This window comes from Burkholderia lata (assembly GCF_000012945.1).
Lineage (GTDB): Bacteria > Pseudomonadota > Gammaproteobacteria > Burkholderiales > Burkholderiaceae > Burkholderia > Burkholderia lata.
On the sequence record NC_007510.1, the window covers coordinates 1,262,179 to 1,288,226 of the forward strand.

Here is a 26,048-nt window from a genome sequence, read left to right on the forward strand (position 1 = left end):
GTCAGGCTCCGATCTTGTGGCGGGTGCGGGCGAGCAGGATCACGGGCACCAGCCCGGCCAGCACGATCGCGAGCGCGGCGACCGCGCCTTCCTCGTAGGTGCCGCGCGCGGCTTCCGCATACAGCCAGGTCGCGAGCGTGTCGAAGTTCAGCGGACGCAGCAGCAGCGTCGCCGGCAGTTCCTTCATCGCGTCGACGAACACCAGCAGCGCGCTGGTCGTGAGCGCGGGCCGCAGCAGCGGCAGGTGCACGCGGCGCAGCGTGCCGCCGGCCGTCTCGCCGAGCGAGCGCGACGCCTGTTCGAGCGACGGCGGGATGCGCGCGAGGCCGGCTTCGATGCTGCCGGCCGGGATCGCGAGAAAGCGCACGGTATAGGCGATCACGAGCGCGGCGGTCGACCCCATCAGCAGCAGCCCGTCGCGGCCGAGCACCGCGCTGAACAGCCGGTCGGCCGCCGCGAACGGGATCAGCAGGCCGATCGCGAGCACGGTGCCCGGCACCGCATAGCCGAGGCTCGCGATTCTCGCGCCCACGCGGGCCGGACCCGCGCGGGCGCTGTCGCGTTGCGCGCGTGCGGCCCATGCGACGACGAGCCCGCACGCGAGCGTCGCGACGGTGGCGGCGGTGGCGATCGTCAGCGTGTTCGCGAGCCCCGTCATCAGTTGTTCGGATACGCCGCCGACCAGATGCAGCCGCTTGGCCGTCTCGACCGCGAGGTACGCGGCCGGCGCGCCGAAGCCGAGCAGCACGGGCAGCCAGCCGAGCACGGCGGCGCCGAATGCGGCCGTGCCCGTCAGGCGGCGCGGCGCGATCGGCCGCATGCGTCGGCCATGCGCGTAGCGTTGGCGGCGGCGGCCGTAGCGTTCGAGGACGATCATGCCGACGACGATCGCGAGCATCGCGAGCGCGATCTGCGCGGCGCCGGCGAGTTCGGAGCGCGTGATCCATGTCGTGTAGACGGACACGGTCAGCGTCTGCACGCCGAGGAATTCCGACGCGCCGATGTCGTTCAGCGTTTCGAGCAGCGCGAGGCTCACGCCGACCGCGATCGCGGGCCGCGCGAGCGGCACGACGACGCGCCAGAACGTGGCGATGCGTCCCGCGCCGAGCGTGCGCGCGGCTTCGAGCAGGCTCGCGGACTGCGTGACGAACATCGCGCGCGTGCTCAGGTAAACATACGGATACAGCACGAAGCCGAGCACGAAGATCGCACCGGGCAGCGAGCGCAGGTCGGGCAGGCGGAACTGGCGCGGGCTGTCGAAGCCGAGCATCCAGCGGACCGCGCCCTGCACGGGGCCGATCGGGTGCAGCAGGTCGAGATACGCGAATGCGACGATGTAGGTGGGAACCGCGAGCGGCAGCAGCAGCGCCCACGTCAGCATCCGGCGGCCTGGAAAGTCGTATGCGGTGACGAGCCAGGCGCAGCCCGTGCCGACGATCGACACGATCGCGCCGACGCCCGCGAGCAGCAGCATCGTATTGACGAGCGCCTGCGGCAGCACGAATTCGGCGAGATGCCGCCAGTGCGCGAGATCGGCGTCGAACGCGGCGGCCACGAGCACCGCAAGCGGCGCCGCGACCGCCGCGGCGATCGCCAGCGCCGCGAGCAGCCACAGGCTGCCCGCGCGCGGCAGCAGGCGCGGCCGGCACGGCGGCCGGCGCGCGCCGGCGGTGGATGCGTCAGTTGTCAAAGCCGACCTTGTCGACCAGCTGGCTCGCCTGCTTGCGATGCTTCGCGATGTCCGCCAGCGGCAGCGGGTCGATCTTCAGCGTGCCGAAGCTGGCGATCACCGGGTCGAGCTTCACGTTCGCGCGCACCGGGTATTCGTAGTTCGCCTGCGCATACAGCGCCTGCGCTTCCGGCGACACGAGGTATTCGAGCAGCTTTACCGCGTTGGCCTTGTGCGGCGCGTGTTTCGCGACCGTCGCGCCGCTGATGTTCACGTGCGTGCCGCCGCTCTTCGCGTTCGCGAACGTCGGGCGCACGACCTTGATCGCGTCGCCCCACTTGCGCGCGTCGCTGCCGGCCTCCGCATTCTTCATGTGACCGACGTAGTAAGCGTTCGCGAGGCCGACGTCGCAGATGCCGCCGAGGATGTCGCGCGCGACGTCGCGGTCGCCGCCCGTCGCCTTGCGCGCGAGGTTCGCCTTCACGCCGCGCAGCCACTTCTCCGTCGCCGCTTCGCCATCGTGCGCGATCATCGCCGCGACGAGCGCCGTGTTGTACGGATGCTGGCCCGAGCGGATGCAGACCTTGCCCTTCCATTTCGGATCGGCGAGATCCTCGTAGCGGAACGCGTCGACCTTCAGGTCCTTCTCGACGTACAGCACGCGGTCGCGCAGCGACAGCGCGTACCAGTCGCCGTTCGCGCCGCGCAGGTTCGCGGGAATCGCGTCGTCGAGCGCCTTCGAGCGCACCGGCTGCGTGAGCCCTCCGTCGACGAGATCGAGCAGGTTGCCGACGTCGACCGTCATCAGCACGTCGGCCGGCGATTGCGCGCCTTCCGCCTTCACGCGCTCGAGCAGGCCGTCCTTCACGAACACCGTGTTGACCTTGACGCCGCTCTGCTTGGTGAACGCGTCGATGAGCGGCTGGATCAGCTTCGGTTCGCGGGTGGTGTACAGGCTCACTTCCTCGGCCGCGTGGGCCAGCGGCGCGAATGCGGCGGCGGCAAGGGCGAGGGCGCCGGCAAGCGGCAGCAGGCGGGTGCGCGGATTCGACATGAAGACTCCGGAAGGGGCAGGTGGACGAAGGGAGCGTTCCGGGGCGCGCCTGCCGCCCGAGCGACCCGAAACATTACAAAATGAAAGACTCGAGATTCTAGATCGAAATAGGAACGATTATCAAATGAAAGCTTGAGGAGGGCGGGAGTAGGCGGGGGATGAGGATCGGAACCGGCGCGTCGCAGCGGACGCGCAAGCGCGTAGAATGCCCGCTTCGATGAATTTGACGGAGTCGCCCCGACCATGAACGATCAGCGCAAGAAGAACCCTGTCCGCAACGTGAGCATCCTGATCGTCGTGGCCGTGCTGCTCGTGATCGGGACGATCCTGTACAACGCGATTTCACAGAAGCACGCGTACGACGAGGCCCATCCGGCCGAAGCCGCGAGCGCGGCGTCGCACTGACGTGCCGATGCGCGGCCCGGCGGGCCGCGCACGTAGGAGGCAGGCGAAGGGGATGAATCTCCGGCTATTGGCGCGCGGGATGCCGCGCGGAGCCGGGAGAGAAGCGGGCGCCGGAGCCGGCGCGCCGCGTATGCGGGTCAGTCGTGCGTCAACGTGACGCAGGTGCGAATTTCGGGCGGATCCGTGCGTAGAACACGAGCGCGAGCAGCGCGAGCCAGGCCGCGCCGACATACAGCGCGACGCGCGTGTCCTCGAACCAGCCGAGCATCACGATCACGAAGCCCATGAACGCGATCGTCAGTGCCGGCGCGACCGGCCACAACGGCACCTTGAACTTCAGCGCCGCGACTTCGGTGCTCGACAGCCGGCGGCGCATCGCGACCTGCGACAGCAGGATCATCAGCCACACCCACACGGTGGCGAACGTCGCGATCGCCGCGACCATCAGGAACACGTCCTTCGGCATCAGGTAGTTGAGCAGCACGCCGACGAGCAGCGCGGCTGCCATCACGACCACCGTGACCCACGGCACACCGTGCCGCGACGTCGTCATCAGCACGCGCGGCGCCTGGCCCTGGCGCGCCATCCCGAACATCATCCGGCCCGCGCCGAAGATGTCGCTGTTGATCGCGGAGATCGCCGCGCTGATCACCACCAGGTTGAGGATCGTCGCGGCCGACTTCACGCCGAGCGCCGAGAAGATCTGCACGAACGGGCTGCCTTCGTTGCCGACACCCGTCCACGGGCTGATCGACATCAATACGACCATCGTCAGCACGTAGAACAGCAGGATGCGTGCGGGCACCGCGTTGATCGCGCGCGGAATCACGCGTTCCGGATCCTTCGCCTCGCCGGCGCTCATGCCGATCACCTCGATCCCGCCGTACGCGAAGATCACGACCGACAGCGACGCGATCAGCCCGCCGACGCCGTTCGGCAGGAAGCCGCCGTGGTTCCACAGGTTCGCGAACGTCGGCACGTCGGCCGAGTGGCCGAAGTGCATGCCGGTCAGCAGGATCGCGACGCCGCCGCCGATCATCGCGACGATCGCGCCGACCTTGATGATCGACAGCCAGAATTCGAGCTCGCCGAACACCTTCACATGGCACAGGTTCAGCCCGCAGATGATCGCGACGACGCCGAGCACCCAGATCCATTGCGGGACATCCGGAAACCAGAAGCCCATGTAGATGCCGAACGCGGTGATGTCGGCGATCGCGACGATCACCATTTCGAGCGTGTAGGTCCAGCCGGTGACGAACCCGGCGAACGGGCCGAGGTTCTCGGTCGCGTAGTGGCCGAACGAGCCGGCGACCGGGTCGCGCACGGCCATCTCGCCGAGCGCGCGCATCACCATGTAGACGGCCGCGCCGCCGAGGATGTACGCCAGGATCACGGCCGGGCCCGCGAGCTGGATCGCGGACGCCGAACCGTAGAACAGGCCCGTGCCGATCGCCGAACCCAGCGCGAGAAAGCGGATGTGCCGCGCACTCAGGTGGCGCTGCAAGTTTTTCATCGTGTCTCCGATATCGTTATGCGACGGACCGGGCGAGCGGGGCCGGTCCGATTGGTTCAAGTTGTATAGACAACTTAAATGTGAACGAATGATAACAAGCCGGGCCGGGTGACCGGAATCGGGTATTCCCTGACTGGCGCGATGGGCGCAATAGGGGGAGGGGCGGTCGTGCGCCGAGGGCGCAGGCCGTGTGGAACGGGCGGGTCATGCTTCGGGGATCGCTGAATCGGGGGGCGCCGGGGCCGATCCGCGGCATGCGCGGGCCGGCCACCGGCGGGGTAGAGCCTGGGTCAGGCGGGCAGGCGGATCACGCTCGCATCCTTGCGGATCAGCAGCGACGACGCGAGCATCTGCTTGCACTGGTGCGCGAGCACCTTCAGGTCGTGCGTGAGTTCGGCGCCCACCGCATCGGATTTCTCCGCGGACACGACCATCGCGTCGAGGTCGCGCGTGATCTGCTTCGACGCGTCGAGCTGATCGGCGGGCGGCGGCTCGCCGGCCTCGGCCTTCTCGAGATTGTCGAGCACCGCGGCAAGGCCGCGATGCAGCGCGTCGTCATGGAGGATGCTGCCGTCGGCCGCGCAGGCGGTGCGGATCAGCGGCGCGGCGGCCGTGATCTGCGCGCCGAGCACGTGCGTCTGCACGAGCAGGTCGTTCAGTTCGGGCACGAAGCGCTGGTGGGCCTTCGGCTCGATCATCATCCGCTGGAACGCCTGCCCGAGATTCGCGAACGCGATGTGCACGTCCTTGCGCGCGAGGCGGTAGCGGTAGTCGTCGTCGAGGGTCGTGGCCGGCGTCTCGATGGCCGCGGCGATGACCGGCACGACGGCTGCGCCGTCGGCGGCCGGCACCGGCGGCGGCGACATGCCGCGCCCGGCGCGCCACACGGCCTCGAAATACTTGCGGGTGGCGGTGAGCATGTCGGCGACCTGCTTGCCCATCAGCCGGTATTCCCAGTACGGGAACAGCCGGCTCGCGGCGATCGCGATCATGCACCCGACCACCGTGTCGATCGCGCGCTCGCCGATGATCCGCATGCTGCCCGGCGCGAGCAGGTGGAACATCAGCAGCACGTACGACGACGTGAACACGACGCTCGCCGCGTAGTTGAACAGCAGCAGGCTGTAGCTCATCACCATCGACCCGAACATGATCGCGATCAGCAGGTGCGGCTCCTTCACCGTGTAGATCAGCGCGATGCTCGCCGCGCAGCCGATCAGCGTGCCGATGATCCGCTGCGCGTTGCGCTGCTTGGTGAGCGAGTAACCGGGTTTCAGGATGATGATGGTCGTCATCACGATCCAGTACGCGTTCGTGAGCGGCAGCAGCCGGCCGAGCCAGAACCCGACCGCCACCGCGATCGTCACGCGCAGCGCGTGGCGGAAGCTCGGCGAGCGCATGTTCAGATTCGAGAAGATCAGCAGCGGCGACATCCGGCGGCGTTGCAGGAAGCGCGTGAGCGCCTTGTCGATCTTCAGTTCGGTTTGCTGCGGATCGGCGTGGCCCGACAGGTTGCGGCGCATCCGGTCGATCAGGCGCGTCGCGCTCCAGATGCGCCGGAACGTGGCGAGCACGGCCGCATACGCTTCCGCGTTGGTGGCCGGGAAGTTCTTCTTGCGCATCAGCTCGATCTCGTACTCGATCGCGCGCAACTCGGCCTTCACGCTGACGCGTGAGTGCGGTGCGCGGTTCTCGAGCACCGCGAGGCCGATTTCCTCGAGATCGGCGGCCGCCTTGCGGATCAGGTCGCGGTAGAAAATGATCAGATCGGAGCCGCCGAACGTATTGCGCACCAGCGGATAGTCGGTGTGCGCGCCGACGAACAGCTCGTGCAGGTCGACGCTGTTGATGAACAGGTTGTACATTGTCGTGCGGCCGGGATCGAGCTTGCCGCGGCGCAGCTTCGGCAGGTTGCGCAGCACGATGTCGCGCGCGGTTTCCTGGGTTTCGACCGCAGTAATCTGCTTGGCGACGAGATTGCGGTAGCACTCGTCGAGATCGGCATCGAGGTCGTAGAACTGCGCACGCGCGAGCAGGTAGTCGGCGCACGCGAACAGGCTCTCGGCGAGCGCCTGCTGCTCGATCCGGCGCGCTTGCCATTGCGACACGAGCGTGGCCCAGTACGTGTACCAGAGGCCGCCCGCGAGAATCCAGCCGGCATTGATGAACGCCTCCAGCGGCGTGAACTTCTCCTCGAGCGTCATCACCATCATGAACAGCGTCGCGAAGCTGATCTGCGGCCAGCGGTTGCCGTAGACCACGATCAGCGACAGCACGAAGGTGAGCGGCACGATGGTGAGCCACAGCACGAAGATGTTCGGTGTCGCGAGGCCGGTGGCGAGCGCGGCCAGAAAACCGATCACGCTGCAAGCGAGCATTTCGTTGTGCTTGTACTTGAGCGGGCCCGGCATGTCGACGACGCAGGCGCCGAGCGCGCCCGTCGAGATCGTGAAGCCGAGCTCCCGGTTGTGAAACACGATCAGGCACAGCACGGCCGGCAGCGAAACGCCGACCGCGATCCGCAGGCCGCCGAAAAAGTACTGGCTGTAGAAAAACTTTCTGATTTCGACCGAATAGCGCATCGATGGGCTGAATGGCAGACGAAGACACCCGGGGGCGGCATCTTGACTGGCGACGAGTCTATCGTATTTCGCGGTCCGCAAAACCTGGCTTTCCGGACGAGGTCCGCGACGGCGGTCCATTTGCTATCCTTGGTGATCCTGTTCGCCCGGCCCGGCCGGCGCGAGGTTCCGACGCCTGCTTCATGCTCCATCTCTTCTATTCGAACCATCACGAAACGCTAGCCGACGCGCTGCTCGAGGATCTGGCCGCGTTCCCGGCCCGCAACGGCCCGTGGGCGCAGCAGCAGGTCATCGTGCCGAGCGCGGCGTTGCGCCGCCGTCTCGAACTCGACATCGCCGCGCGCAACGGCGTGTGCGCGAACGTCGAGTTCACGTATCTCGCGCAATGGCTGTGGGCGCAGATCGGCCGCGTGATGGACGTACCCAAGCGTTCGCCGTTTGCGCCCGACCGCCTCGTGTGGCGCTGCTACCGGCTGTTTGCGCAGGCGCCCGACGGGACGCCGTGGCTGGCGTCGCCGCGGCTGGCCGCGTATCTGTCCGCGTCCGACGATGCGATGCGCTACGAGCTTGCACACCGCGTCGCGGCCGTGCTCGATCATTACCTGACCTATCGCCCCGAATGGCTGTCCGCATGGCAGGCCGGCGAGTCCGTGCTCGCGGGCGACGGCGCGCCGCGCGGGATCAGCGACGCCGCACGCGACGACGAGCGCTGGCAGGCCGCGCTGTGGCGCGCGCTGCTCGCCGAGCTGAGCGACAGCGGCACGCCGCCGGCGCACCGTTTTCTCGTCGAGGCGCGGCATCTCGATGCCGAAACCATCGCGCACGCGGACTGGCCGGAATCGGTCAGCGTGTTCGCACTGCCGACGATGCCGCCGCTGCACGTCGCGTTGCTGCGCGAGCTGTCGCGCTGGATCGACGTGCGCGTCTATGCGCTGAACCCGTGCCGCGAATTCTGGTTCGACATCGTGACCGCCGCGCATGCCGATGCGCTCGATGCGGCCGGGCGGCTCGACTACCAGGAAGTCGGCCATCCGCTGCTCGCCGAATGGGGCAGGCAGACGCAGGCGCAGCTGCACATGCTGCACGAACTGACTGAAAGCGCCGCGTCGGGCGACGCGTCGCGTTTCGTCGAGAATCCCGCGTCGACCTGGCTCGCGCGCGTGCAGAACGCGATTCTCGAACTGCAGCCGGAGGCTGACGTAGGCGACACGCCGGCCGAGCGCGGGATCGAGGTGCACGTGTGCCACAGCCTCGCGCGCCAGCTCGAGGTACTGCACGACCGGCTGCTCGCGTGGTTCGACGCCGACGCGAGCCTGCAGCCGTCCGACGTGCTCGTCGCGGTGGCCGATCTCGCGGCGGCCGGGCCGCTGATCGACGCCGTGTTCGGCACGGCCGGCGCCGGCGGCTCGCGCGTGCCTTACCGGATCACCGGCCTGCCGCCGTCGCAGGCGAATCCGGTCGCGCGCGTGCTGCTCGACTGGCTCGCGTTGCCGGAGCGGCAGGTCGGCGCGCCCGAGCTGGTCGAATGGCTGCGCGTCGACGCGGTGGCGGCGCGCTACGGCATCGATGCGGCGGCGCTGGAGACGGTGCAGACCTGGCTCGCGGCCGCCGGCGCGCGGCGCGGGCTGTCGCCGCTCGCGAGCGACGACGCGGCGGTGCCGTCGCCACGCCATACGTTCTCCGATGCGCTCGCGCGGCTCTTTCTCGGTTATGCGATGCCGGAAGGCGCGGCGCCGGTCGGCGCGTGGCTGCCGATCGAGGCGGCCACCGGCAGCGAGGCCGAACTGCTCGGCCGGCTCGCGCGCTTCACCGACGATCTCGACGGCTTCGCGCGGCGGCTGGCCGAATCGCATACGCCGCAAGGCTGGAGCGAGCTGTTCGCCGATACGCTCGCGCGTTTCTTCGATTCGGGCGCCGCGTATGCGGACGCGCTCGCGGGGGTGCGCGACGCGCTCGACGCGATGCTGGCGGCGATGACGGAGGGCGCGCCCGACGAAGCGTTGCCGGCGGCCGTCGTCCGGGCGGGGCTGGCCGCTGCGCTCGACGATCCGGCGCGCGGCGGTGTGCCGTGGGGCGGGGTCACGTTCTCGTCGCTGACGAGCCTGCGCGGCCTGCCGTATCGCGTCGTCTGCCTGCTCGGGATGGACGATGGCGTGCTGCCGAGCCTCGCGCGTGCCGATGAATTCGACCTGATGGCCGTGTTGCCGAAACTCGGCGACCGGCAGCGCCGCGACGACGAGCGCAACCTGTTTCTCGACCTGCTGCTCGCCGCGCGCGACCGGCTGATGATTGCGTACACGGGCCGCAGCATTCGCGACAACGCGCCGTTGCCGCCCGCCGCACTCGTCGACGAACTGCTCGACCACCTCGCACTCGTCACGGCCGGGCCCGACGCGCCGCCGGACGCGGTCGATGCCGCGCGGCGCGCATTCGTCGTCGAGCATCCGCTGCAACCGTTCGCGGCCGCGTATTTCCAGCCCGGCAGCGAACTCGTTTCCTACGACGCCGAGCGTGCGACGCTCGCGACGCTGCTGGCGGCCGAGGCATCGCACGACGGGCCGCGCGAGCTACCGTTCTTCGCGCAGCCGCTGCCGGCCGAACCGGTCGAGCCGGTCGCATTCAGCGAATTCGAGCGCTTCTGGCGGCATCCCGCGCGTGCGCTGCTGCGCGCGCGGCTCGGCATCGTGCTCGCCGACGCGCAGGCCGAACTGCTCGACACCGAGCCGTTCGCGCTCGATTTCGCCGGCAGCGATGCGCTCGCCGAGCGCGTGCTGCCGTTGCTGATCGAATCGGACGAGGGCGGCGTGCACGATCACGCGCTGCGCATTGCGGACGCGAGCCCCGAACTGCCGGGCGGCGCGACGGGCGCCGTGTGGCGCGACCAGGCGCTTGGCTCGATGACGCAGCTCGCATCGAACGTGCGCCGCGCGCTGGCCGACGGGATGGAGCGGCGGCCGTTCTCGCTCACTGTCGTGCCCGCCTGGCCCGACACGGAACAGGCGCTGTTCGGCGCCGACGACGCGCTGCTGTCGGGCGACGCGGTGAGCGCGCCGCTCGAACTGCACGGCACGCTGAACCGGCTCACGCCAGCCGGGCAGATCATCTACCGCTATGCGCGGCCGAGTGCGCGCGACTACCTGTCCGCGTGGCTCGAGCATCTCGTCTACTGTGCGGTGGATCCTGGCGGCCCGCGCCGCACGCTGTGGTTCGGCAGCGGCGGTGCATTCGAGCTGACGCCCGTCGCGGCGCCGCTCGAGCAGCTCGCCCCGCTGGCCGCGCTGTTTCGCGCGGGGCGGCGCATGCCGCTGCGGTTTTTCCCGCGCAGCGCGTGGGCGCGGGTGTCCGACGGCGAAGCCAAGGCCGCAAGCGTCTGGATCAACGAGCGGGTCGTGAGCGAGGCTGACGATCCGGCCATCGCGATCGCGTGGCGCGGGGCGCATGCATCGCTCGACGAGCCGTTCGGCACACTCGCGCGGCTCGTGTTCGATCCGCTCGTCGAGCATCTGAAGGAGGTTGCATGAGTGCCGTGTCGCAGCCGCAGCAGGCGCTCGAACTCGACGTGTTCGCGTGCCCGCTCGACGGCGTCAACCAGATCGAGGCGTCGGCCGGTACCGGCAAGACCTGGAATATCTGCGCGCTTTATGTGCGTTTGTTGCTCGAGAAGGATCTCGGCGCTGACGAAATCCTCGTCGTGACCTTCACGAAGGCGGCGACCGCCGAACTCCACGAGCGGATTCGCGGCCGGCTCGCGCAGCTTGCACATGCGCTCGACACGGGTGACGACGGCGGCGATCCGTTCATCGAGCGCCTGCTCGAAACCACGCTCGGCGAAGACGGCACGCTCGATCCCGAAACGGCCGCGAAGCGGATCCGGCGCGCGCTGCGTGCGTTCGACCAGGCCGCGATCCATACGATTCACGCGTTTTGCCAGCGTGCGCTGCAGGAAGCGCCGTTCGCGGCGGCGATGCCGTTCGCGTTCGACATGGAGGCCGACGACGCATCGCTGCGCTTCGAGCTCGCAGCGGATTTCTGGCGCACGCGCGTCGAACCGGCGGCTGCGCGCTGGCCGGGCTTTGCGACCTGGCTCGTCGAATCGGGCGCCGGCCCGGCTGCGCTCGATGCGCAGCTTGCGCGCCGGCTCAAGAAACCGCTTGCCGCGCTGCGCTGGGACGGCGTGACCGAGCCGGACGAATCGGCCGAGGCGGCGGCTGCCGAATGCTTCGCCGAGGCCGAGCGGATGTGGGCGGCCGAGCGCGAAGCGATCGAAGCGTTGTTGCGCACCGCGCAGCCCGCGCTCAACCAGCGCTCGCACAAACCCGAAGCGGTCGCCGATGCGTTGGCCGCATGGACCGCGCATTTCGCGCAGGGCGACGCGACGGCTGCGCTGCCGAAGGCTGCGCTGAAGCTCACGCGCACCGCGCTCGTGAAGGCCACGAAAAAAGGCGGCACGACGCCCGAGCACGCGTTCTTCGACGTGGCCAACGCGCTCGAAGCGGCCGTGGCCGCGGCCGAGGCCGCGCAGCGTGCGCGCTGGCTCGCGCTGATCGCCGAATGGCTCGACATGGCGCCGGGCGAGCTGGCCGAGCGCAAGCGCACGCGGCGCGTCGTCTCGTTCGACGATCTGCTCGCGAACCTGTACCACGCGCTGCATGCGCATCCGTGGCTCGCCGAGACGCTGCGCGCGCGTTATCCGGCCGCGCTGATCGACGAGTTCCAGGATACCGACCCGCTGCAGTTCGCGATCTTCGACCGGATCTTCGCACCGGGTGGCCCGCTGTTTCTGGTCGGCGATCCGAAGCAGGCGATCTACAGCTTCCGCGCGGCCGATCTGCATACCTATCTTGCCGCGCGCGCACGGGCAAGCGAGCGCTACACGCTCGCGGTCAACCAGCGTTCGACGCCCGCGATCGTCGATGCGTGCAACCGCTTCTTCATGTCGAATCCACGCGCATTCGTGCTCGACGGGCTCGACTATTACGCAGTGCGCGCCGGCACGCGCGTGCGTGCGCCGTTCGTCGACGCAACCGATCCGGGCCCGGCCGGCGACTTCCGGGTGTGGGCATTACCGGGCGGCGAAGGCACGTTGCTCAAGCGCGATGCGCAGGCACAGGCCGCGCAGGCCTGTGCCGCCGAGATCGCGCGGCTGATGCGCGGCGCGCGAGAAGGGCGCGTGCGGCTCGGCGATACGCCGCTGTCGCCGGGTGACATCGCGGTGCTGGTGCAGACGCACCGGCAGGGCAGTCTCGTGAAGCGCGCGCTGTCCACGTGGGGCATCGGCAGCGTCGAACTGGCGCAGGCTTCGGTGTTCTCGACCCATGACGCCGAGCAGCTCGAACGCGTGCTGGCGGCGATCGATGCGCCGGGCGACCTGCGGCGTTTGCGTGCGGCGCTCGCGTCCGACTGGTTCGGCCTCGATGCCGGCGCGCTGTGGCGGATGGAGCAGGGCGACGGCGATGCGCAACGTGACGCATCGGCGGCGGATAGCGCCGACGCGATGAGCTGGGTCGAGCGCTTCTCGCGGTATCGGCTGTTGTGGCGCGAACGCGGCTTCGCGGTGATGTGGCGCACGTTCACGCGTGAGCTGCGGATTGCCGAGCGGCTGATGGCCGGCGCGGACGGCGAACGCCGCGTGACCGACATCAACCATCTGGCGGAACTGACGCAGGCACGCGCGTCCGCGCAACCGGGCATCGCACCGACGCTGCGCTGGCTCGCCGCGCAACGGCTCGACGGCGGCGGCGAGGAAGCGCAGCTGCGTCTCGAATCCGATCGCAACCTCGTGCAGATCGTCACCGTGCACAAGTCGAAAGGTCTCGAATACGCGATCGTGTTCTGTCCGTTCCTGAACGACGGCGGGTTGCGCGAGCCGCCCGCGTCCGCGCTGCCCGATGCGCGCGAATATCACGACGATGCGGGCGACGCGGTGCTGCATTACGGGTGCGACGACGAGGCCGCCGAGCATGCGGCGCGGCAGGCGCTGCGCGAGCAGGCCGCGGAGCGCGCGCGGCTCGTCTACGTGGCGCTCACGCGTGCGGTCTATCGTTGCTACGTCGTCGCCGGGCCGTACCTGTCGTCGCGCTCGACGCGCGAAGCGCGGCGCAGCGTGCTCAACTGGCTCGTGGCCGGCGCCGGCCAGTCATTCGATGCATGGCTCGACGAGCCGCCCGACGAAGCCGCGCTCGATACGGCGTGGCAGGCGCTTGCGGGCGGCCCCGTGAGCGTCGCGCCGCTGCCTGCGCCGGTGCGCCCCGAGCGTCTCGCGGCCGGGCACGACGCATCGCAGACGCTCGCGGCGCGCCATGCGACGCGCATGCTGCGCGATGCGTGGCGGATGGCGAGCTTCAGTTCGCTGACCGCGACGATGGCGCGCGAAGAGGCGGGCGTCGCGGCCGTGCCCGATGACGAACTGCGGCCCGATCACGATGCGCTTGCCGCGGTGACGCCGGATGGCGAGTGGCTATTGGCCGATCCGGTCGCACCCGAACCGCCGGACGACGATATCCTCGTATTCCCGCGCGGCGCGGCGGCCGGCGAGTGCCTGCACCGCCTGTTCGAACTCAGCCGGTTCACCGAGCCCGAGTCATGGCCCAGGGCTGCGCTCGGTGCGCTGCACGACCGGCCGGTCGAGGCCGAGCCCGAGCTGGCCACGCGCCTGCCGGCGATGATGGTGCAACTGGTCGACGATGTCGTGCGCACCGAACTCGTGCCGGGCATGCGGCTCGCCGATCTCGATCCTGCGAAGCGGCTCGACGAAATGGGTTTCCTGTTCCCGGCGCCCGCGCTGGACCTGATGGCGCTGCGCCGCCTGCTGGTCGCGCACGGCTACCCGGACGTTGCACTGGAGGCGGGCATGCTCGCCGGTTTCATCAAGGGTTTCATCGACATGATCGTCGAACACGACGGCCGCTTCTGGATCGTCGACTGGAAGTCGAACCATCTCGGCACGACGCCGGATGCCTACGGCCCGCGCGCGCTCGACGTCGCGATGGCCGATCACGCGTATCACCTGCAGGCGCTGCTCTATACGGTCGCACTGCATCGCTACCTGCGCGGGCGCCTGCCCGACTACGACTACGACACGCATATCGCGGGCTACCTGTACCTGTTCGTGCGTGGCGTGCGGCCCGACTGGCGCAGCGGCGGCGAACCGGCCGGCGTACATGCGCGGCGGCCCGAGCGCGCGCTCGTCGACGCACTCGACCGGATGATGGAAGGGGGCCGCGCATGAACATGAACGTGCAGGACGACACGCTCGAATTCACCGGCGGCCTCGTCGCGCGGCTGCCCGAACCGGCCGATTTCGGCATCGCGCTCGCGGAAGGGTTTGCACGCCGCATCGGCGATCTCGCTCGCCGCGCCGGCGCACCGGCTGCGGCCGCGCGGTGGGCGGCGCGCGCCGCGTTCGCGACGAGTCGTGCGACTGCGGGCGGCCATGTGTGCGTCGCGCTCGGCGCGCTCGCGCAGCGCTACGAAGCACCGCTCGACGAAGTCCGCTCGGCGCTTGCCGCGAGCGGCGTGGTCGCGTTCGGCACGCTCGCGCGAGGCGACGAGCGGCCGCTGATCGTCGACCGCCACGACCACCTGTACCTGTCGCGCTATTTCGACTACGAGCGGCGGCTTGCCGATGCGCTCGTCGCGCAGGCCGGTGTGGCCGCGCCCGACGAAGGTCTCGCGCCCGCCCGGTTGCGCGACAGCCTCGCGCGTTACTTCGGGCCGGCAACCGGCGAAGTCGACTGGCAACGCGTCGCGGCGATCGTCGCGCTGACGGGCCGCGTGACGATCGTCAGCGGCGGCCCGGGCACGGGCAAGACGACGACCGTCGTCGGCGTGCTGGCCTGTCTGCTCGACGCACACCCGGGGCTGCGCGTCGCGCTGGCCGCACCGACCGGCAAGGCCGCGCAGCGGATGCAGGAAGCGCTGCATGCGCGGGCCGGCGACCTGCCGCCCGAACTCGCGGCGCGCCTGCCCGATACGTCATACACGCTGCACCGGCTGCTGGGCGGCGGCGGGGCGGCCGGGTTCCGGCATCATCGCGACAATCCGTTGCCGTACGACCTAATCGTCGTCGACGAGGCGTCGATGATCGACGTCGCGCTCGCCGCGCATCTGCTCGATGCGCTCGCGCCGGGTGCGCGACTCGTGCTGCTCGGTGACAAGGACCAACTGGCCGCGGTTGAAGCGGGCGCCGTATTCGCGGAACTGAGCGCGCGGCCGGCGTTTACCGCCGCGGCGCGCACGCGCATCGCGCAGGCGCTCGGCATCGACGAGGCGGCCTTCGTCGCGGCATTGCCGGTGCAGGACGAAGCCGTTCCCGCCGCGCCCCCGGTTTCCGCCGTCGCCCGCGCCCCGGCAGCTCTCTCGGCATCCGCTGTCGCCGCGACACGCAAACCGGCGTCGCGACGCAAAGTCGATGAACGACAGGCATCGCTCTTCGACGACGAACCGCAGGATGACGAAGTGTCGCCGACCAGCGCCGCGCCGCCGTCGGCCGCAGGTCCGATGCTGACCGAAGCCGGTGACGCTGGAGTGGCAGGCGAGGCCCCCGCGTGGATCGAGGTCGACGAACTTGAGTGGCTCGACGCCGTCGAGCTGCCGCCGTTCGACGCAAGCGACAGTGCGCTTGCGTCGGTCACATCGATACTGTCGGGCGAATCCGAAGCCGCGTCTGCAACGTCTACGCCCGCGCCCGCACCGCTCGCCGACTGCGTGGTCTGGCTCGAACGCAATTACCGCTTCGGTCTCGATTCGCCGATCGGGCGGCTGTCGCTCGCGATCCGCAGCGGCGACGTGCAGGCCGCGCTCGACGCGCTGCCCGCCGACGATTCCGCCGCCGCGTCGTTCCACGACGACGCGGGCGAGTCGCTCGCGGCGTCGACGGTCGAGCGGCTCGCGCGGCGCTTCGGTGCCTATCTCGACGCGTTGCGCGACACGCTGGCCGCGCCGGTGCCCGATCCGCTGCCGCTGTTCGACGCGCTCAACCGGTTCCGGATCCTGTGTGCAACCCGCAGCGGCTTGCGCGGCGCGGAGCACGTCAATGCGCTCGTGGCCGCGCACGTGCGCCACGCGGCGCGTGTGCCGCTCGCGGTCGGCGCGCACTGGTTCACGGGGCGGCCGATCATGGTGACGCGCAACGACTATGCGCTCGGGCTGTTCAACGGCGATATCGGCATCGCGCTGCCCGACGCGCACGGCGTGTTGCGCGTGTGGTTCAGGCGTGCGGACGGCACCGCGCGCGCTGTGTCGCCGGCCGCGTTGCCGCCGCACGAAACCGCGTTCGCGTTGACGGTCCACAAGTCGCAGGGCTCGGAATTCGACGAAGCCGCGCTCGTGCTGCCGGCGTCGTTCGGCCGCGTGCTCACGCGCGAACTGGTCTATACGGCCGTCACGCGTGCCCGCACGCGCGTGCAGGTGATCGGGCCGCGGCGTGTGCTGGCGCAGGCGGTCGCGACGCGCACGCAGCGCGACTCGGGGCTCGCGGCACGCGTCGACGAGGCGCTTGCACGGCGCCGCATGGAGGCGTCGCGATGATGATCCGCTATACGCTCGATCCGGCCGAAGTCGAATGGACGGCCGTGCGCGCGCAGGGCGCGGGCGGGCAGAACGTGAACAAGGTGTCGAGCGCGATCCACCTGCGCTTCGATATCCGTGCGTCGTCGTTGCCGCCCGTCATCAAGGAGCGGCTCCTCGCGTTGTCCGACCAGCGCATCACGCGCGACGGCATCGTCGTGATCAAGTCGCAGGAATATCGCACCCAGGAGAAGAACCGCGAAGCCGCGCTGGCGCGACTCGATGCGTTGATCAGCGGCGTTGCATTCACGCCGCGCGCACGGGTCGCCACGCGGCCGACGCGTGCGTCGAAGGAACGGCGGCTCGAGCACAAGTCGCGTCGCAGCGTGGTGAAGTCAGGAAGAGGGAAGGTGACCGACTGACGAATGGACGGGAGACGAACGACTGGCGCGAGCGTCAGTCGCCCGCCGTTGCGCCGGTTAGCGCATCACGGTCCCGGCGCTGTCCAGTACGAAGTCGACGCAGAACACGACGAGCCGGCTCTGCGCGCGGATCGCGACGGCGGCCGTATAGCAGTCGCGGCCTTCCGTCAGCGAGAAGTGCGGGCCCATCAGCGCGACGCGTCCGGGCGCGGCGATCGCGCGCTGGAAATACGGGCGTCGCGACCAGTTGCTGTGGGTTTCCGGGAAGAGCGGTGAGAGGCGGGTAACGCCCGCCTGACCGTCTTCGGCGCGCGCGCCGATCGACGGCAGGAACTGCTCGCCGGTTTCGTCGGTGACGAACACGCGGCGCGCGGCCGGTACCGCGAACACGCGTTGCGCGGCGTCCTGCAGGTTGCCGCTGGCGGAAAACGCGGCCGCGCCGGTCAGCACGAGCCGCTCGATCGCGTCGAAGCCCGGCTGCTCGGCGACGACCGGCGTGTGCCGGCGCGCGATGAAGCGCTGCCACGCGGCGTCGAGCATCGCGGGTACCGCGGCGCTGGCATGCGCGATCGATGCATCGGGCTGGCCGAACTGGAAACCCTGCACGAAATCGATGTCGGCTTCCATCAGCGCCTGCAGCGAGTCGTCGCTCTCGACGCCCTCGGCGAGCACCATCGCACCGGCCTGATGCAGCATCGACACGAGGTGATGCATGATGCGGCGATCCTCGGCCGAACCGGTCGAGCGTACGACGAGCGAGCGATCGAGCTTGACGATGTCGGGTCGCGCGCGCCACACGCGGTCGAAGTTCGAGAACCCCGTGCCGAAATCGTCGATCGCGATCAGGAAGTCGCGATGCTGGATCATGTCGATCGTGCGGGCGAGCGCGGCTTCGTCGCGCGCGGGCTGTTCGACGACTTCCAGCACGATGCGGTTCGGCGGCAGCGCGTAATGCCGGCACAGCGCCTCGACGAATTCGCGCTGCACGAGGCCCGAGTCGAGCACGCGCGGCGTGACGTTCAGGAACAGCCAACCGTCGCCGATGCCCTGCGCGACGAAGTTGGCCGTGTGCAGGCAGCGCGCGAGCCGGTCGAGCAGCAGCGCGTCGGCGTCGGCGCGCGTCTTGTCGAACAGGGCAGCGGGGGAGATCAGCGCGCCATTCGAATCGACGACCCGCAGCAGCGCCTCGTAACCGACGACCCGCTTGTGCGTGATCGACAGCACGGGCTGGAACACGCTGCGCAATGTCGTGGTGCGATAGGTGGCGATCCAGCCGCCGGGCGTCGGCGTGAGGCGTTCGAGCAGGGAGTCGAGCGAGAGGTCGCGGGCGGGCTTCATGTCAACGGTGCCCGGTGTCGAGCGGCGGAACGGCAACGCGCCGCCACACTGAAGCAGCCGCACGCGCCGGCGGACGCGAAAGGACGTGGGACATCGAGGCCGCCTTCTGCGGGTAAGTGTTCGGAGTGTAACGGGAACGCGGCCGCTCGCGTATCAGGGAAACTCCAGACGCACGCGGGAATGCGGTTGCGGCCGGCGCCGCTCGCATGCGCGCCGCGCATGATCGCCGCTTGGCGTTGGGCGTCGCCGCGGCAACATGACAACCCGGCGGCATGGCGTGGCATGCGGGGTGACGCGGGAAATCCTGGCGGCCGGCAGGCGGTCAGCGAAGGCCGCCGTCAGAGGAATACCGGTCGCGCTGCGGCACCCTCCACGGTGCGGCGATGAACGGCCGGCGCCGGGCCGTCAGGCCGCACGGCCCGACCGATGGCGGCGCGTGCGCCCGGACGAATCGTCAGGTGGCTTCGCCGCTGCGCGGCCGGATCCCGGGAATCCGCTTGATCACGCCGGTGGCGAGCGCGGTGCCGACGAGCACGATCGCGCAGCCTTCGATCATCACGGCCGACACGTGTTCGCCGAGGAACAGCGCGCCCCACAGCAGGCCGAACACGGGGATCACGAACGTCACGGTAATCGCGCGGGCGGGGCCGATGTGCGCGATCAGGTAGAAGTAGATGAAATACGCGATGCCCGTGCAGGCGACGCCGAGGGCGAGCACCGAGCCCCACGCGTGCGCGCTGACCGGCGCGGCCGGCCAGGTGGCGATCGCGAACGGCAGCAGCAGGATGGTCGAGCCGATCATGCTGCCGGTCGCGTTGACGAGCGGATCGACGCCGGTCAGCTTGCGCTTCGTGTAATTGGCCGCGATGCCGTACAGCAGCGTCGCGCCGAGGGCGGCTGCGGCGGCGAGTGCGGTCGCGGTGGCGCCCGTCTCGCCGTGCGCATTCGCGATCTGGTTCCACACGAGCGTGAGCACGCCGGCGAAACCGATCACGAGGCCGAGCGCGCGCGGCAGCGACAGCTTGTCCTTCAGCCATACGTAGGCCACGAGCGCGCCCCAGAGCGGCGTCGTCGCGTTGATCACCGACGTCACGCCGGCCGACAGCGTCAGTTCGGCGAACGCGAACAGGCAGAACGGGATGCCCGAGTTCAGCGCGCCGACGACGAACAACGGCCACGCATGGCGACGCAGCCGGGCGCCGAGATCGGCGGGTTTGAAGCGCGTCAGCGCGAAGCCGGCGAGAAACAGCGCGCCGATGCCCACCCGCAACGCCATCAGCGGCGCGACGCCGAGATCGACGACGCCGATCCGGATAAACAGGAACGACGCGCCCCACAGGGCAGCGAGCACGGTCAGCAGAAGGGCGTTCTTGGCGGACATCGATCGTGAAGGGCAGGGACGGGATGCGATGAATCTTACACCCCGTTACCACGCCGTCGTTTCACGTTTCGATGAAATGGCAAGAAACGGGAGGGGCGCCGGTGACCGGCGCGAGGCGGCCGCCTGCCGGCGGTCGTGCCCGATCAGTGATGGTGCCAGCCCCCGCGTCCGCCGAAACCGAAATTGAGCGAGAGCGCCGGTCCCCAATAGCCGCCCCAAGCGGGGGCATAGGCCGGCGCCGGATAGTAATAGGCGGGGCCCGGATCGACGTAGACGGGGGCCGGCTGCACCGGTGCAGCCGTGTAATAGCCGCCAGGATAATAGCCGTACGGGTAGTAGCAGCCCGCGAGCGTCACGCAGGCGAGCGCCGCGGCGACGAAGGTCCTGTTCATGATGTCTCTCCGGCGGAGCCGGCAATCGGCAGATGCTTAAGCTTAGGCCGCGCGCCGATGACACGGTGTGCAAAACGGTAACGGATCATTTCCGCGCGGGCGGCTGGCACGTTGCGGCGCCGCATGCGAAAACGGCGCTTCCGCACCGCGAAAACGCCGTCTGGTTGACCGTCGCGGCGCGCTGCGCCGCTTACTTGCCGACCTGGTTACCGATGATGCCGCCGGCCGCTGCGCCGCCCAGCGTCGACAGCGCGCTGCCGCCGATTGCCGCGCCGGCGACACCGCCGACACCCGCACCGATTGCCGTGTCACGCTGGCGTCTCGACATCGAGTCACAGGCCGACAGGCTGGCCACGGTCGCGACGAGCAGCGCGCAAATCCCAATACGCCGTATCGAATTCATGATCGTTGTCCTTGCGGTTGTGAACGGAGGACACGCGACCGGCCGGCGGCCGCGCATGAACCCAATCTACGCGCCGCCTCCCGACGCTGCTGTAAGGACTTGTTAAGGCTCGCGCGGTTTCGTAATGATTTGTTTCCGGTGGTTTTCCCGTGCACCGGCAGGCACGCGACATGCGTAAAAAAGCCCGCTCGAAAGCGGGCTTCGTGCATCGCGACGCGATCCGGCGGGGATCGCCGGGCCGCGCGTTTGCTTATTGACGGTGATAGATTTCGGCGCCGGTCTTGACGAACTCGACCGCTTTCACTTCCATCCCCTTCTTCAGCGCTTCGGTTTCCGACACGCCCTGCTGCGCCGCGAACTCGCGCACGTCCTGCGTGATCTTCATCGAGCAGAAGTGCGGGCCGCACATCGAGCAGAAGTGCGCGACCTTCGCCGAATCCTTCGGCAGCGTTTCGTCGTGGAATTCGCGCGCCTTGTCCGGATCGAGACCGATGTTGAACTGGTCTTCCCAGCGGAACTCGAAGCGCGCCTTCGACAGCGCGTTGTCGCGCACCTGCGCGCCCGGGTGACCCTTCGCGAGGTCGGCGGCGTGCGCGGCGAGCTTGTACGTGATGATGCCTTCCTTCACGTCGTCCTTGTTTGGCAGGCCGAGGTGTTCCTTCGGCGTCACGTAGCACAGCATCGCGGTGCCGAACCAGCCGATCATCGCGGCGCCGATGCCGGACGTGATGTGGTCGTAGCCCGGTGCGATGTCGGTGGTCAGCGGCCCGAGCGTGTAGAACGGCGCTTCCTTGCACCAGTCGAGCTGGAGATCCATGTTCTCCTTGATCAGCTGCATCGGCACGTGGCCGGGGCCTTCGATCATCACCTGCACGTCGTGCTTCCACGCGATCTGCGTGAGTTCGCCGAGCGTCTTCAGCTCGCCGAGCTGCGCTTCGTCGTTCGCGTCGTAGATCGATCCGGGGCGCAGGCCGTCGCCGAGCGAGAAGCTCACGTCGTACGCCTTCATGATCTCGCAGATCTCTTCGAAGTGTTCGTACAGGAAGCTTTCCTTGTGATGCGCGAGGCACCACTTCGCCATGATCGAGCCGCCGCGCGACACGATGCCGGTCATCCGGTTCGCGGTGAGCGGCACGTACTGCAGGCGCACGCCCGCGTGGATCGTGAAATAGTCGACGCCTTGCTCGGCCTGTTCGATCAGCGTGTCGCGGAAGATTTCCCAGGTGAGATCCTCGGCCTTGCCGTTGACCTTTTCCAGCGCCTGGTAGATCGGCACCGTGCCGATCGGCACCGGGCTGTTGCGGATGATCCACTCGCGCGTTTCATGGATGTGCTTGCCGGTCGACAGGTCCATCACCGTGTCGCCGCCCCAGCGGATCGCCCACGTCATCTTGTCGACTTCCTCGCCGATCGACGACGTGACGGCCGAGTTGCCGATGTTCGCGTTGATCTTCACGAGGAAGTTGCGGCCGATGATCATCGGCTCGGATTCCGGGTGGTTGATGTTCGCGGGGATGATCGCGCGGCCGCACGCCACTTCCGAGCGCACGAATTCCGGCGTGATCTCGGCCGGCGCGTTCGCGCCGAAAGCCGCTGCGCCGAACGCCTGGCCCGGGTGCTGGCGGCCCATCATCGCGGCGAGCTTCGCGCCGTTCGGGCCGCTGGCCTTCAGGCTCTCGAGGTACTCGGCGCGGCGCTGGTTCTCGCGGATCGCGATGTATTCCATTTCCGGCGTGATGATGCCCTGGCGCGCGTAGTGCATCTGCGAGACGTTCTTGCCGGCCTGGGCGCGGCGCGGGTTGCGGTGCAGGCCCGGGAACCGCAGGTCGGCGGTGGCCGGGTCGGCCGCGCGCTCGAGGCCGTACTCGCTCGACAGGCCGCCGAGCACTTCGGTGTCGCCGCGTGCGTCGATCCAGCCCTGACGCAGCGCGGCCAGGCCTGCGCGGATGTCGATCTTCGCTTCCGGATCGGTGTAGGGGCCCGACGTGTCGTACACGTAGATCGGCGGATTCTTTTCGCCGCCGAAGCCGGTCGGCGTGTCGGCCTGCGTGATTTCACGCATCGGCACGCGGATGTCGGGCTGGGAGCCGGTTACATAAACCTTGCGGGAATTCGGCAGCGGGGCGACGGCCGCGGCATCGACATGAGCGTCGGCGGACAGAAACTTCGGATTGGCGTTCATGCAATCTCCTGTGTGAGCGCCGGACAGGCGCTTCGGCGCTTGCCCGGAGCCCTTGACGTATGTGGGGCTCGAGCTAAGCAGGAGACGAGGCTTGGTGAGGCGGCGGATTTCGTCAGAAGGATGGCGGCGAAATCCGTACGCTTCCCTGCGCTGGCATTATCCAGATCAGGTTCAAAGGGTATTTCTCACCCGCAATGCCGGTTGTTTGACCGAACGCATTGCAGGACCCCCGCGTTAGCAGGGCACACGATACACTGGCTTGGCGGCGGTTTCAACCGGGAGAGGATCGGCTGCCCCGGTGCGGCCGCAGCATGGCGGGCATTACGATGGCCCGTCGAAATGGCAGCGCGCGTCGCCGCCGCATGGCCTCCCGGCTTGGCCGGCAGTGGCGAAGCGGTGCAACATGACGCGCTTTCGCGCAACTTCAAAAAAAATTTTCGCAGCGGCTGTCATTTCCCGCGACGTCGTCCGTCTATTCGGCTCCTTAAACCCATGTTTTGGAGAGATGTCATGAAAAAAGTACTGATTGCCGCTTGCGTCGCCGCCTTCGCCACGATCGCCACGGGCGCGTATGCGCAGAACGACGCGATGTCGCAGCCGGGCTCGTCGATGTCGAAGGACGCGATGGGTCACGACGCGATGGCCAAGGATGCAATGGGCCATGACGCGATGAAGAAGGACGGCATGAAGAAGCATGCGATGAAGAAAGACGCGATGAAGAAGGACGCGATGTCGCACGACGAGATGGGCAAGCCGTCGGGCGACAAGATGGCGCCGTCGAACTGACGGAGGCGGACGCGGCGCGGCCGGCGCGTGCGTCGCACGGCGGCCGCCCGCATTTCGTCCCGTCCCGTCGACTCATTCCGGGAGTCTTCATCATGCAAACCGTTCCCGCCACCGGCCGCGCGGCCGCCACGCCGCCCGCGCGCCCGATCCATCCGCTGTGGGTGCGCGCGAGCCACTGGCTCAACGCGCTCGCGGCGATCCTGATGGTGCTGTCCGGCTGGCGCATCTACGACGCGTCGCCGATCTATCCGCCGTTCACGTTTCCGCATGGCATCACGATCGGCGGCTGGCTCGGCGGCGCGCTGCAATGGCATTTCGCGGCGATGTGGTTGCTCGTCTTCAACGGGTTGTTCTACCTGACGATGTCGATCGCAACGGGGCGCCTTGCGCGCAAGATGCTGCCCGTCACGCCGGCGTCGATCTGGCGCGACGTCCGTGCCGCGCTGGGCGGGCGGCTGTCGCACGCCGACCTGAGCGTCTACAACGCGGTGCAGCGTGCTGCGTACCTGACCGCGATCGTCGATCTCGTCGTGCTGGTGCTGTCGGGACTCACGATCTGGAAATCCGTGCAATTCCCACTGCTGCGCGAATTGTTCGGCGGTTACGACAACGCGCGTGTCGTGCATTTCTGGGCGATGTCGATGCTCGTCGCATTCATTGTCGTTCACGTCGCGATGGCGCTGCTGGTGCCGCGCTCGCTGCTCGCGATGCTGCGCGGGCGCTGACCCGTCAACTTCGGGTGAAGGAAATCATCATGTCGGAATCCGAAAACAAGCGCGACGGTTCGCGCTGGACGCTCGACCGGAAGTCGCTCGAACTCGACGTGCGCCGCGAGCTCGAGATGCCGTCGAGGCGGCTGTTCAACCGGCGCGTGCTGACGCTCGGCGGCCTGACGATGCTGACCGGTTGCACGCTGAAGGACGATGCATCGGTCAACACGTTCCTCGAGAAGGTGTCGCGCATGAACGACCGCGTGCAGGCCTGGCTGTTCAGTGGTGAGCGGCTCGCGCCGACCTACACCGAAGCCGACATTACGCGACCGTTCCCGTTCAACGCGTACTACGGGATCGACGACGTGCCGCACGTCGATGCGTCGACGTACCGGCTCGTGCTGTCCGGCCGCGTGACGGGCAAGCGCGTGTGGACGCTCGACGAACTGTATGCGCTGCCGCACGCGGAGCAGATCACGCGGCATATCTGCGTGGAAGGGTGGAGCGCGATCGGCCGCTGGGGCGGCACGCCGTTCGGCGCGTTTCTCGCACGCGCCGGCGCCGATACGCGGGCGAAGTACGTCGGCTTCAAATGCGCGGACGATTACTACGAGAGCATCGACATGCCGACCGCGCTGCATCCGCAGACGCTGCTCGCGTTCGAGTACGACGGCCATCGGTTGCCGCCGGAATTCGGCTTCCCGATGAAGCTGCGGATGCCGACCAAGCTCGGCTACAAGAATCCGAAGCACATCATGGAGATCTTCGTGACCGATACGTTCCCGGGCGGCTACTGGGTCGACCAGGGGTACAACTGGTTCGGCGGATCGTGAGCGATGCGCGGCGTGCGGTGGCGGCGCGTGCGCGTGCCGCGATGCATCGGGCATCGCGGGCGTCGCACGTGACGCGTCACGCGGAGTCGCGCACCTGGAGGTCGACGCGCAGGCCGACGGCCGCCGCCATGTTCACCAGCGCGTCGAGCCCGAACAGGTTGATCTTGCCGCGCATCAGGTCGGAGACGCGCGGCTGCGTGACACCCAGCTGTTTCGCGGCCTGGGCCTGACTGAGCTCGAGCTGTGCGATGCGCTGCTTGAGCGCGATCATCAGCTCGGATCGCAGCTTCATGTTCCCGGCTTCGGCCGGCTGGCCCTCGATTGCGTCCCAGACGCTTGAATAACGTTCGTTGGTCATCCTTTCCTCTCCATCGTCAGCGCGCGATAGCGCCGGGTGGCCAGTTCGATATCGGCCCTGGTCGTGCGCGCCGATTGCTTCCGGAAGCAATGAAGCACGTAGACTGCGTCGGCGAATGTCGCGACGTAAATGATCCGGAACGCACCGCTCGCATCGCGCAGGCGAATTTCCCGCACGCCGACGCCGACGGTACGCATCGGCTTCCAGTCGTCGGGCGCCAGGCCGCGTTGCACCTGATCGATCTGGTGACCGGCTTCGCGTCGCGCGGGCAACGGAAAGCCGCGAAGATCGGCTAGCGCGCTGCCGACGAAAACAACCGGCTTCGGCGGAAGAATGGTTGGATTATACAAAATTTTGTATGGATGGTGCGGGTTGTGAAAGGGGGCCGCGCAGGGCAGGAGGCGCGTGGGCCGACCGTCACGATAAGGGGGAAGCGCCGGCCGGCGTGCAGGACTGGCCGTTCGGCCGATGGCTGACTCGATCGTGACGGATGGGCGTGGATGGCGGGTC

19 protein-coding genes and 1 riboswitch are annotated in these 26,048 nt (G+C 68.6%); of the genes, 8 read left to right on the forward strand and 11 right to left on the reverse strand.

Annotation, left to right across the window (positions count from 1 at the left end):
* Position 1: 1 nt before the first annotated feature.
* Both BCEP18194_RS11715 and BCEP18194_RS11720 read right to left on the reverse strand, forming a co-directional pair.
* Positions 2-1,690 (reverse strand): ABC transporter permease, encoded by a 1,689-nt coding sequence (locus BCEP18194_RS11715; RefSeq protein ID WP_011351484.1) that lies wholly within the window; start codon positions 1,688-1,690, stop codon positions 2-4.
* Entirely contained in the window at positions 1,680-2,723 is a 1,044-nt protein-coding gene (locus BCEP18194_RS11720; RefSeq protein WP_011351485.1) for a Fe(3+) ABC transporter substrate-binding protein, read from the reverse strand. Before BCEP18194_RS11720 ends, BCEP18194_RS11715 begins: the two co-directional genes overlap by 11 nt.
* A gap of 243 nt (positions 2,724-2,966) precedes the next feature.
* Between BCEP18194_RS11720 and BCEP18194_RS40745 the strand changes: the two genes are divergently transcribed.
* A complete protein-coding gene (locus BCEP18194_RS40745) occupies positions 2,967-3,128 on the forward strand; it encodes a hypothetical protein (RefSeq protein WP_006476417.1) in 162 nt (53 codons plus the stop codon).
* Positions 3,129-3,276: 148 nt separating this feature from the next.
* Here BCEP18194_RS40745 and BCEP18194_RS11725 read toward each other — a convergent pair whose 3' ends face one another.
* Together BCEP18194_RS11725 and BCEP18194_RS11730 are read right to left on the reverse strand one after the other, a co-directional pair.
* A complete protein-coding gene (locus BCEP18194_RS11725; protein WP_011351486.1) occupies positions 3,277-4,644 on the reverse strand; it encodes an amino acid permease in 1,368 nt (455 codons plus the stop codon).
* 290 nt (positions 4,645-4,934) lie between these two features.
* Complete coding sequence (locus BCEP18194_RS11730; protein ID WP_011351487.1) at positions 4,935-7,226, reverse strand: FUSC family protein; 2,292 nt, start codon at positions 7,224-7,226, stop codon at positions 4,935-4,937.
* Positions 7,227-7,408: 182 nt separating this feature from the next.
* Between BCEP18194_RS11730 and recC the strand changes: the two genes are divergently transcribed.
* The 4 genes from recC to arfB are packed head-to-tail and all read left to right on the forward strand — an operon-like array spanning position 7,409 to position 17,155.
* Positions 7,409-10,747, forward strand: coding sequence for an exodeoxyribonuclease V subunit gamma (recC, locus tag BCEP18194_RS11735; RefSeq protein ID WP_011351488.1), 3,339 nt, complete (start codon positions 7,409-7,411; stop codon positions 10,745-10,747).
* Entirely contained in the window at positions 10,744-14,454 is a 3,711-nt protein-coding gene (gene recB, locus BCEP18194_RS11740) for an exodeoxyribonuclease V subunit beta (RefSeq protein WP_011351489.1), read from the forward strand. The genes recC and recB overlap by 4 nt, the downstream gene beginning before the upstream one ends.
* A gap of 2 nt (positions 14,455-14,456) precedes the next feature.
* Complete coding sequence (locus BCEP18194_RS11745) at positions 14,457-16,754, forward strand: AAA family ATPase (RefSeq protein ID WP_041492787.1); 2,298 nt, start codon at positions 14,457-14,459, stop codon at positions 16,752-16,754.
* Positions 16,751-17,155 carry an alternative ribosome rescue aminoacyl-tRNA hydrolase ArfB gene (arfB, locus tag BCEP18194_RS11750; protein WP_011351491.1) on the forward strand — a complete coding sequence of 135 codons (405 nt, stop codon included), beginning with the start codon at positions 16,751-16,753 and terminating at the stop codon, positions 17,153-17,155. The genes BCEP18194_RS11745 and arfB overlap by 4 nt, the downstream gene beginning before the upstream one ends.
* 57 nt (positions 17,156-17,212) lie before the next feature.
* On the opposite strand, the gene BCEP18194_RS11755 is transcribed toward arfB, so the two are convergent.
* The 5 genes from BCEP18194_RS11755 to thiC all read right to left on the reverse strand — a co-directional run bounded on the left by BCEP18194_RS11755 (position 17,213) and on the right by thiC (position 22,851).
* Complete coding sequence (locus BCEP18194_RS11755) at positions 17,213-18,493, reverse strand: sensor domain-containing phosphodiesterase (protein ID WP_011351492.1); 1,281 nt, start codon at positions 18,491-18,493, stop codon at positions 17,213-17,215.
* 454 nt (positions 18,494-18,947) lie between these two features.
* The gene (locus tag BCEP18194_RS11760) at positions 18,948-19,874 is read right to left on the reverse strand and encodes a DMT family transporter (protein WP_011351494.1); all 927 of its coding nucleotides are present in this window, start codon (positions 19,872-19,874) and stop codon (positions 18,948-18,950) included.
* 143 nt (positions 19,875-20,017) lie between these two features.
* Complete coding sequence (locus BCEP18194_RS11765) at positions 20,018-20,266, reverse strand: hypothetical protein (RefSeq protein WP_011351495.1); 249 nt, start codon at positions 20,264-20,266, stop codon at positions 20,018-20,020.
* Between the two features lie 190 nt (positions 20,267-20,456).
* Entirely contained in the window at positions 20,457-20,669 is a 213-nt protein-coding gene (locus BCEP18194_RS11770) for a glycine zipper 2TM domain-containing protein (protein ID WP_011351496.1), read from the reverse strand.
* Positions 20,670-20,919: 250 nt separating this feature from the next.
* On the reverse strand, positions 20,920-22,851 hold the full coding sequence (gene thiC / locus BCEP18194_RS11775; RefSeq protein ID WP_011351497.1) for a phosphomethylpyrimidine synthase ThiC: 1,932 nt from the start codon (positions 22,849-22,851) through the stop codon (positions 20,920-20,922).
* A gap of 124 nt (positions 22,852-22,975) precedes the next feature.
* A riboswitch (TPP riboswitch) is annotated at positions 22,976-23,092 on the reverse strand.
* Between the two features lie 269 nt (positions 23,093-23,361).
* Here thiC and BCEP18194_RS11780 point away from each other — a divergent pair.
* From BCEP18194_RS11780 to BCEP18194_RS11790, 3 genes are all read left to right on the forward strand, one after another.
* A complete protein-coding gene (locus tag BCEP18194_RS11780) occupies positions 23,362-23,637 on the forward strand; it encodes a pentapeptide MXKDX repeat protein (RefSeq protein WP_011351498.1) in 276 nt (91 codons plus the stop codon).
* A gap of 92 nt (positions 23,638-23,729) precedes the next feature.
* Entirely contained in the window at positions 23,730-24,362 is a 633-nt protein-coding gene (locus BCEP18194_RS11785; protein WP_011351499.1) for a cytochrome b/b6 domain-containing protein, read from the forward strand.
* A gap of 29 nt (positions 24,363-24,391) precedes the next feature.
* Positions 24,392-25,180 (forward strand): molybdopterin-dependent oxidoreductase, encoded by a 789-nt coding sequence (locus BCEP18194_RS11790; RefSeq protein WP_011351500.1) that lies wholly within the window; start codon positions 24,392-24,394, stop codon positions 25,178-25,180.
* Positions 25,181-25,256: 76 nt separating this feature from the next.
* Here the strand turns inward: BCEP18194_RS11790 and BCEP18194_RS11795 are convergent, their stop codons facing one another.
* Together BCEP18194_RS11795 and BCEP18194_RS11800 are read right to left on the reverse strand one after the other, a co-directional pair.
* Positions 25,257-25,538 carry a helix-turn-helix domain-containing protein gene (locus tag BCEP18194_RS11795; protein WP_011351501.1) on the reverse strand — a complete coding sequence of 94 codons (282 nt, stop codon included), beginning with the start codon at positions 25,536-25,538 and terminating at the stop codon, positions 25,257-25,259.
* Entirely contained in the window at positions 25,535-25,888 is a 354-nt protein-coding gene (locus BCEP18194_RS11800) for a type II toxin-antitoxin system RelE/ParE family toxin (RefSeq protein ID WP_041492788.1), read from the reverse strand. The genes BCEP18194_RS11795 and BCEP18194_RS11800 overlap by 4 nt, the downstream gene beginning before the upstream one ends.
* Between the last annotated feature and the right edge of the window lie 160 nt (positions 25,889-26,048).

Coding starts and splice junctions, on each gene's coding strand:
- BCEP18194_RS11720 (WP_011351485.1), bottom strand. CDS start 2,723: ATGTCGAATCCGCGCACCCGCCTGCTGCCGCTTGCCGGCGCCCTCGCC.
- BCEP18194_RS40745 (WP_006476417.1), top strand. CDS start 2,967: ATGAACGATCAGCGCAAGAAGAACCCTGTCCGCAACGTGAGCATCCTG.
- BCEP18194_RS11725 (WP_011351486.1), bottom strand. CDS start 4,644: ATGAAAAACTTGCAGCGCCACCTGAGTGCGCGGCACATCCGCTTTCTC.
- BCEP18194_RS11730 (WP_011351487.1), bottom strand. CDS start 7,226: ATGCGCTATTCGGTCGAAATCAGAAAGTTTTTCTACAGCCAGTACTTT.
- recC (WP_011351488.1), top strand. CDS start 7,409: ATGCTCCATCTCTTCTATTCGAACCATCACGAAACGCTAGCCGACGCG.
- recB (WP_011351489.1), top strand. CDS start 10,744: ATGAGTGCCGTGTCGCAGCCGCAGCAGGCGCTCGAACTCGACGTGTTC.
- BCEP18194_RS11745 (WP_041492787.1), top strand. CDS start 14,457: ATGAACGTGCAGGACGACACGCTCGAATTCACCGGCGGCCTCGTCGCG.
- arfB (WP_011351491.1), top strand. CDS start 16,751: ATGATGATCCGCTATACGCTCGATCCGGCCGAAGTCGAATGGACGGCC.
- BCEP18194_RS11755 (WP_011351492.1), bottom strand. CDS start 18,493: ATGAAGCCCGCCCGCGACCTCTCGCTCGACTCCCTGCTCGAACGCCTC.
- BCEP18194_RS11760 (WP_011351494.1), bottom strand. CDS start 19,874: ATGTCCGCCAAGAACGCCCTTCTGCTGACCGTGCTCGCTGCCCTGTGG.
- BCEP18194_RS11765 (WP_011351495.1), bottom strand. CDS start 20,266: ATGAACAGGACCTTCGTCGCCGCGGCGCTCGCCTGCGTGACGCTCGCG.
- BCEP18194_RS11770 (WP_011351496.1), bottom strand. CDS start 20,669: ATGAATTCGATACGGCGTATTGGGATTTGCGCGCTGCTCGTCGCGACC.
- thiC (WP_011351497.1), bottom strand. CDS start 22,851: ATGAACGCCAATCCGAAGTTTCTGTCCGCCGACGCTCATGTCGATGCC.
- BCEP18194_RS11780 (WP_011351498.1), top strand. CDS start 23,362: ATGAAAAAAGTACTGATTGCCGCTTGCGTCGCCGCCTTCGCCACGATC.
- BCEP18194_RS11785 (WP_011351499.1), top strand. CDS start 23,730: ATGCAAACCGTTCCCGCCACCGGCCGCGCGGCCGCCACGCCGCCCGCG.
- BCEP18194_RS11790 (WP_011351500.1), top strand. CDS start 24,392: ATGTCGGAATCCGAAAACAAGCGCGACGGTTCGCGCTGGACGCTCGAC.
- BCEP18194_RS11795 (WP_011351501.1), bottom strand. CDS start 25,538: ATGACCAACGAACGTTATTCAAGCGTCTGGGACGCAATCGAGGGCCAG.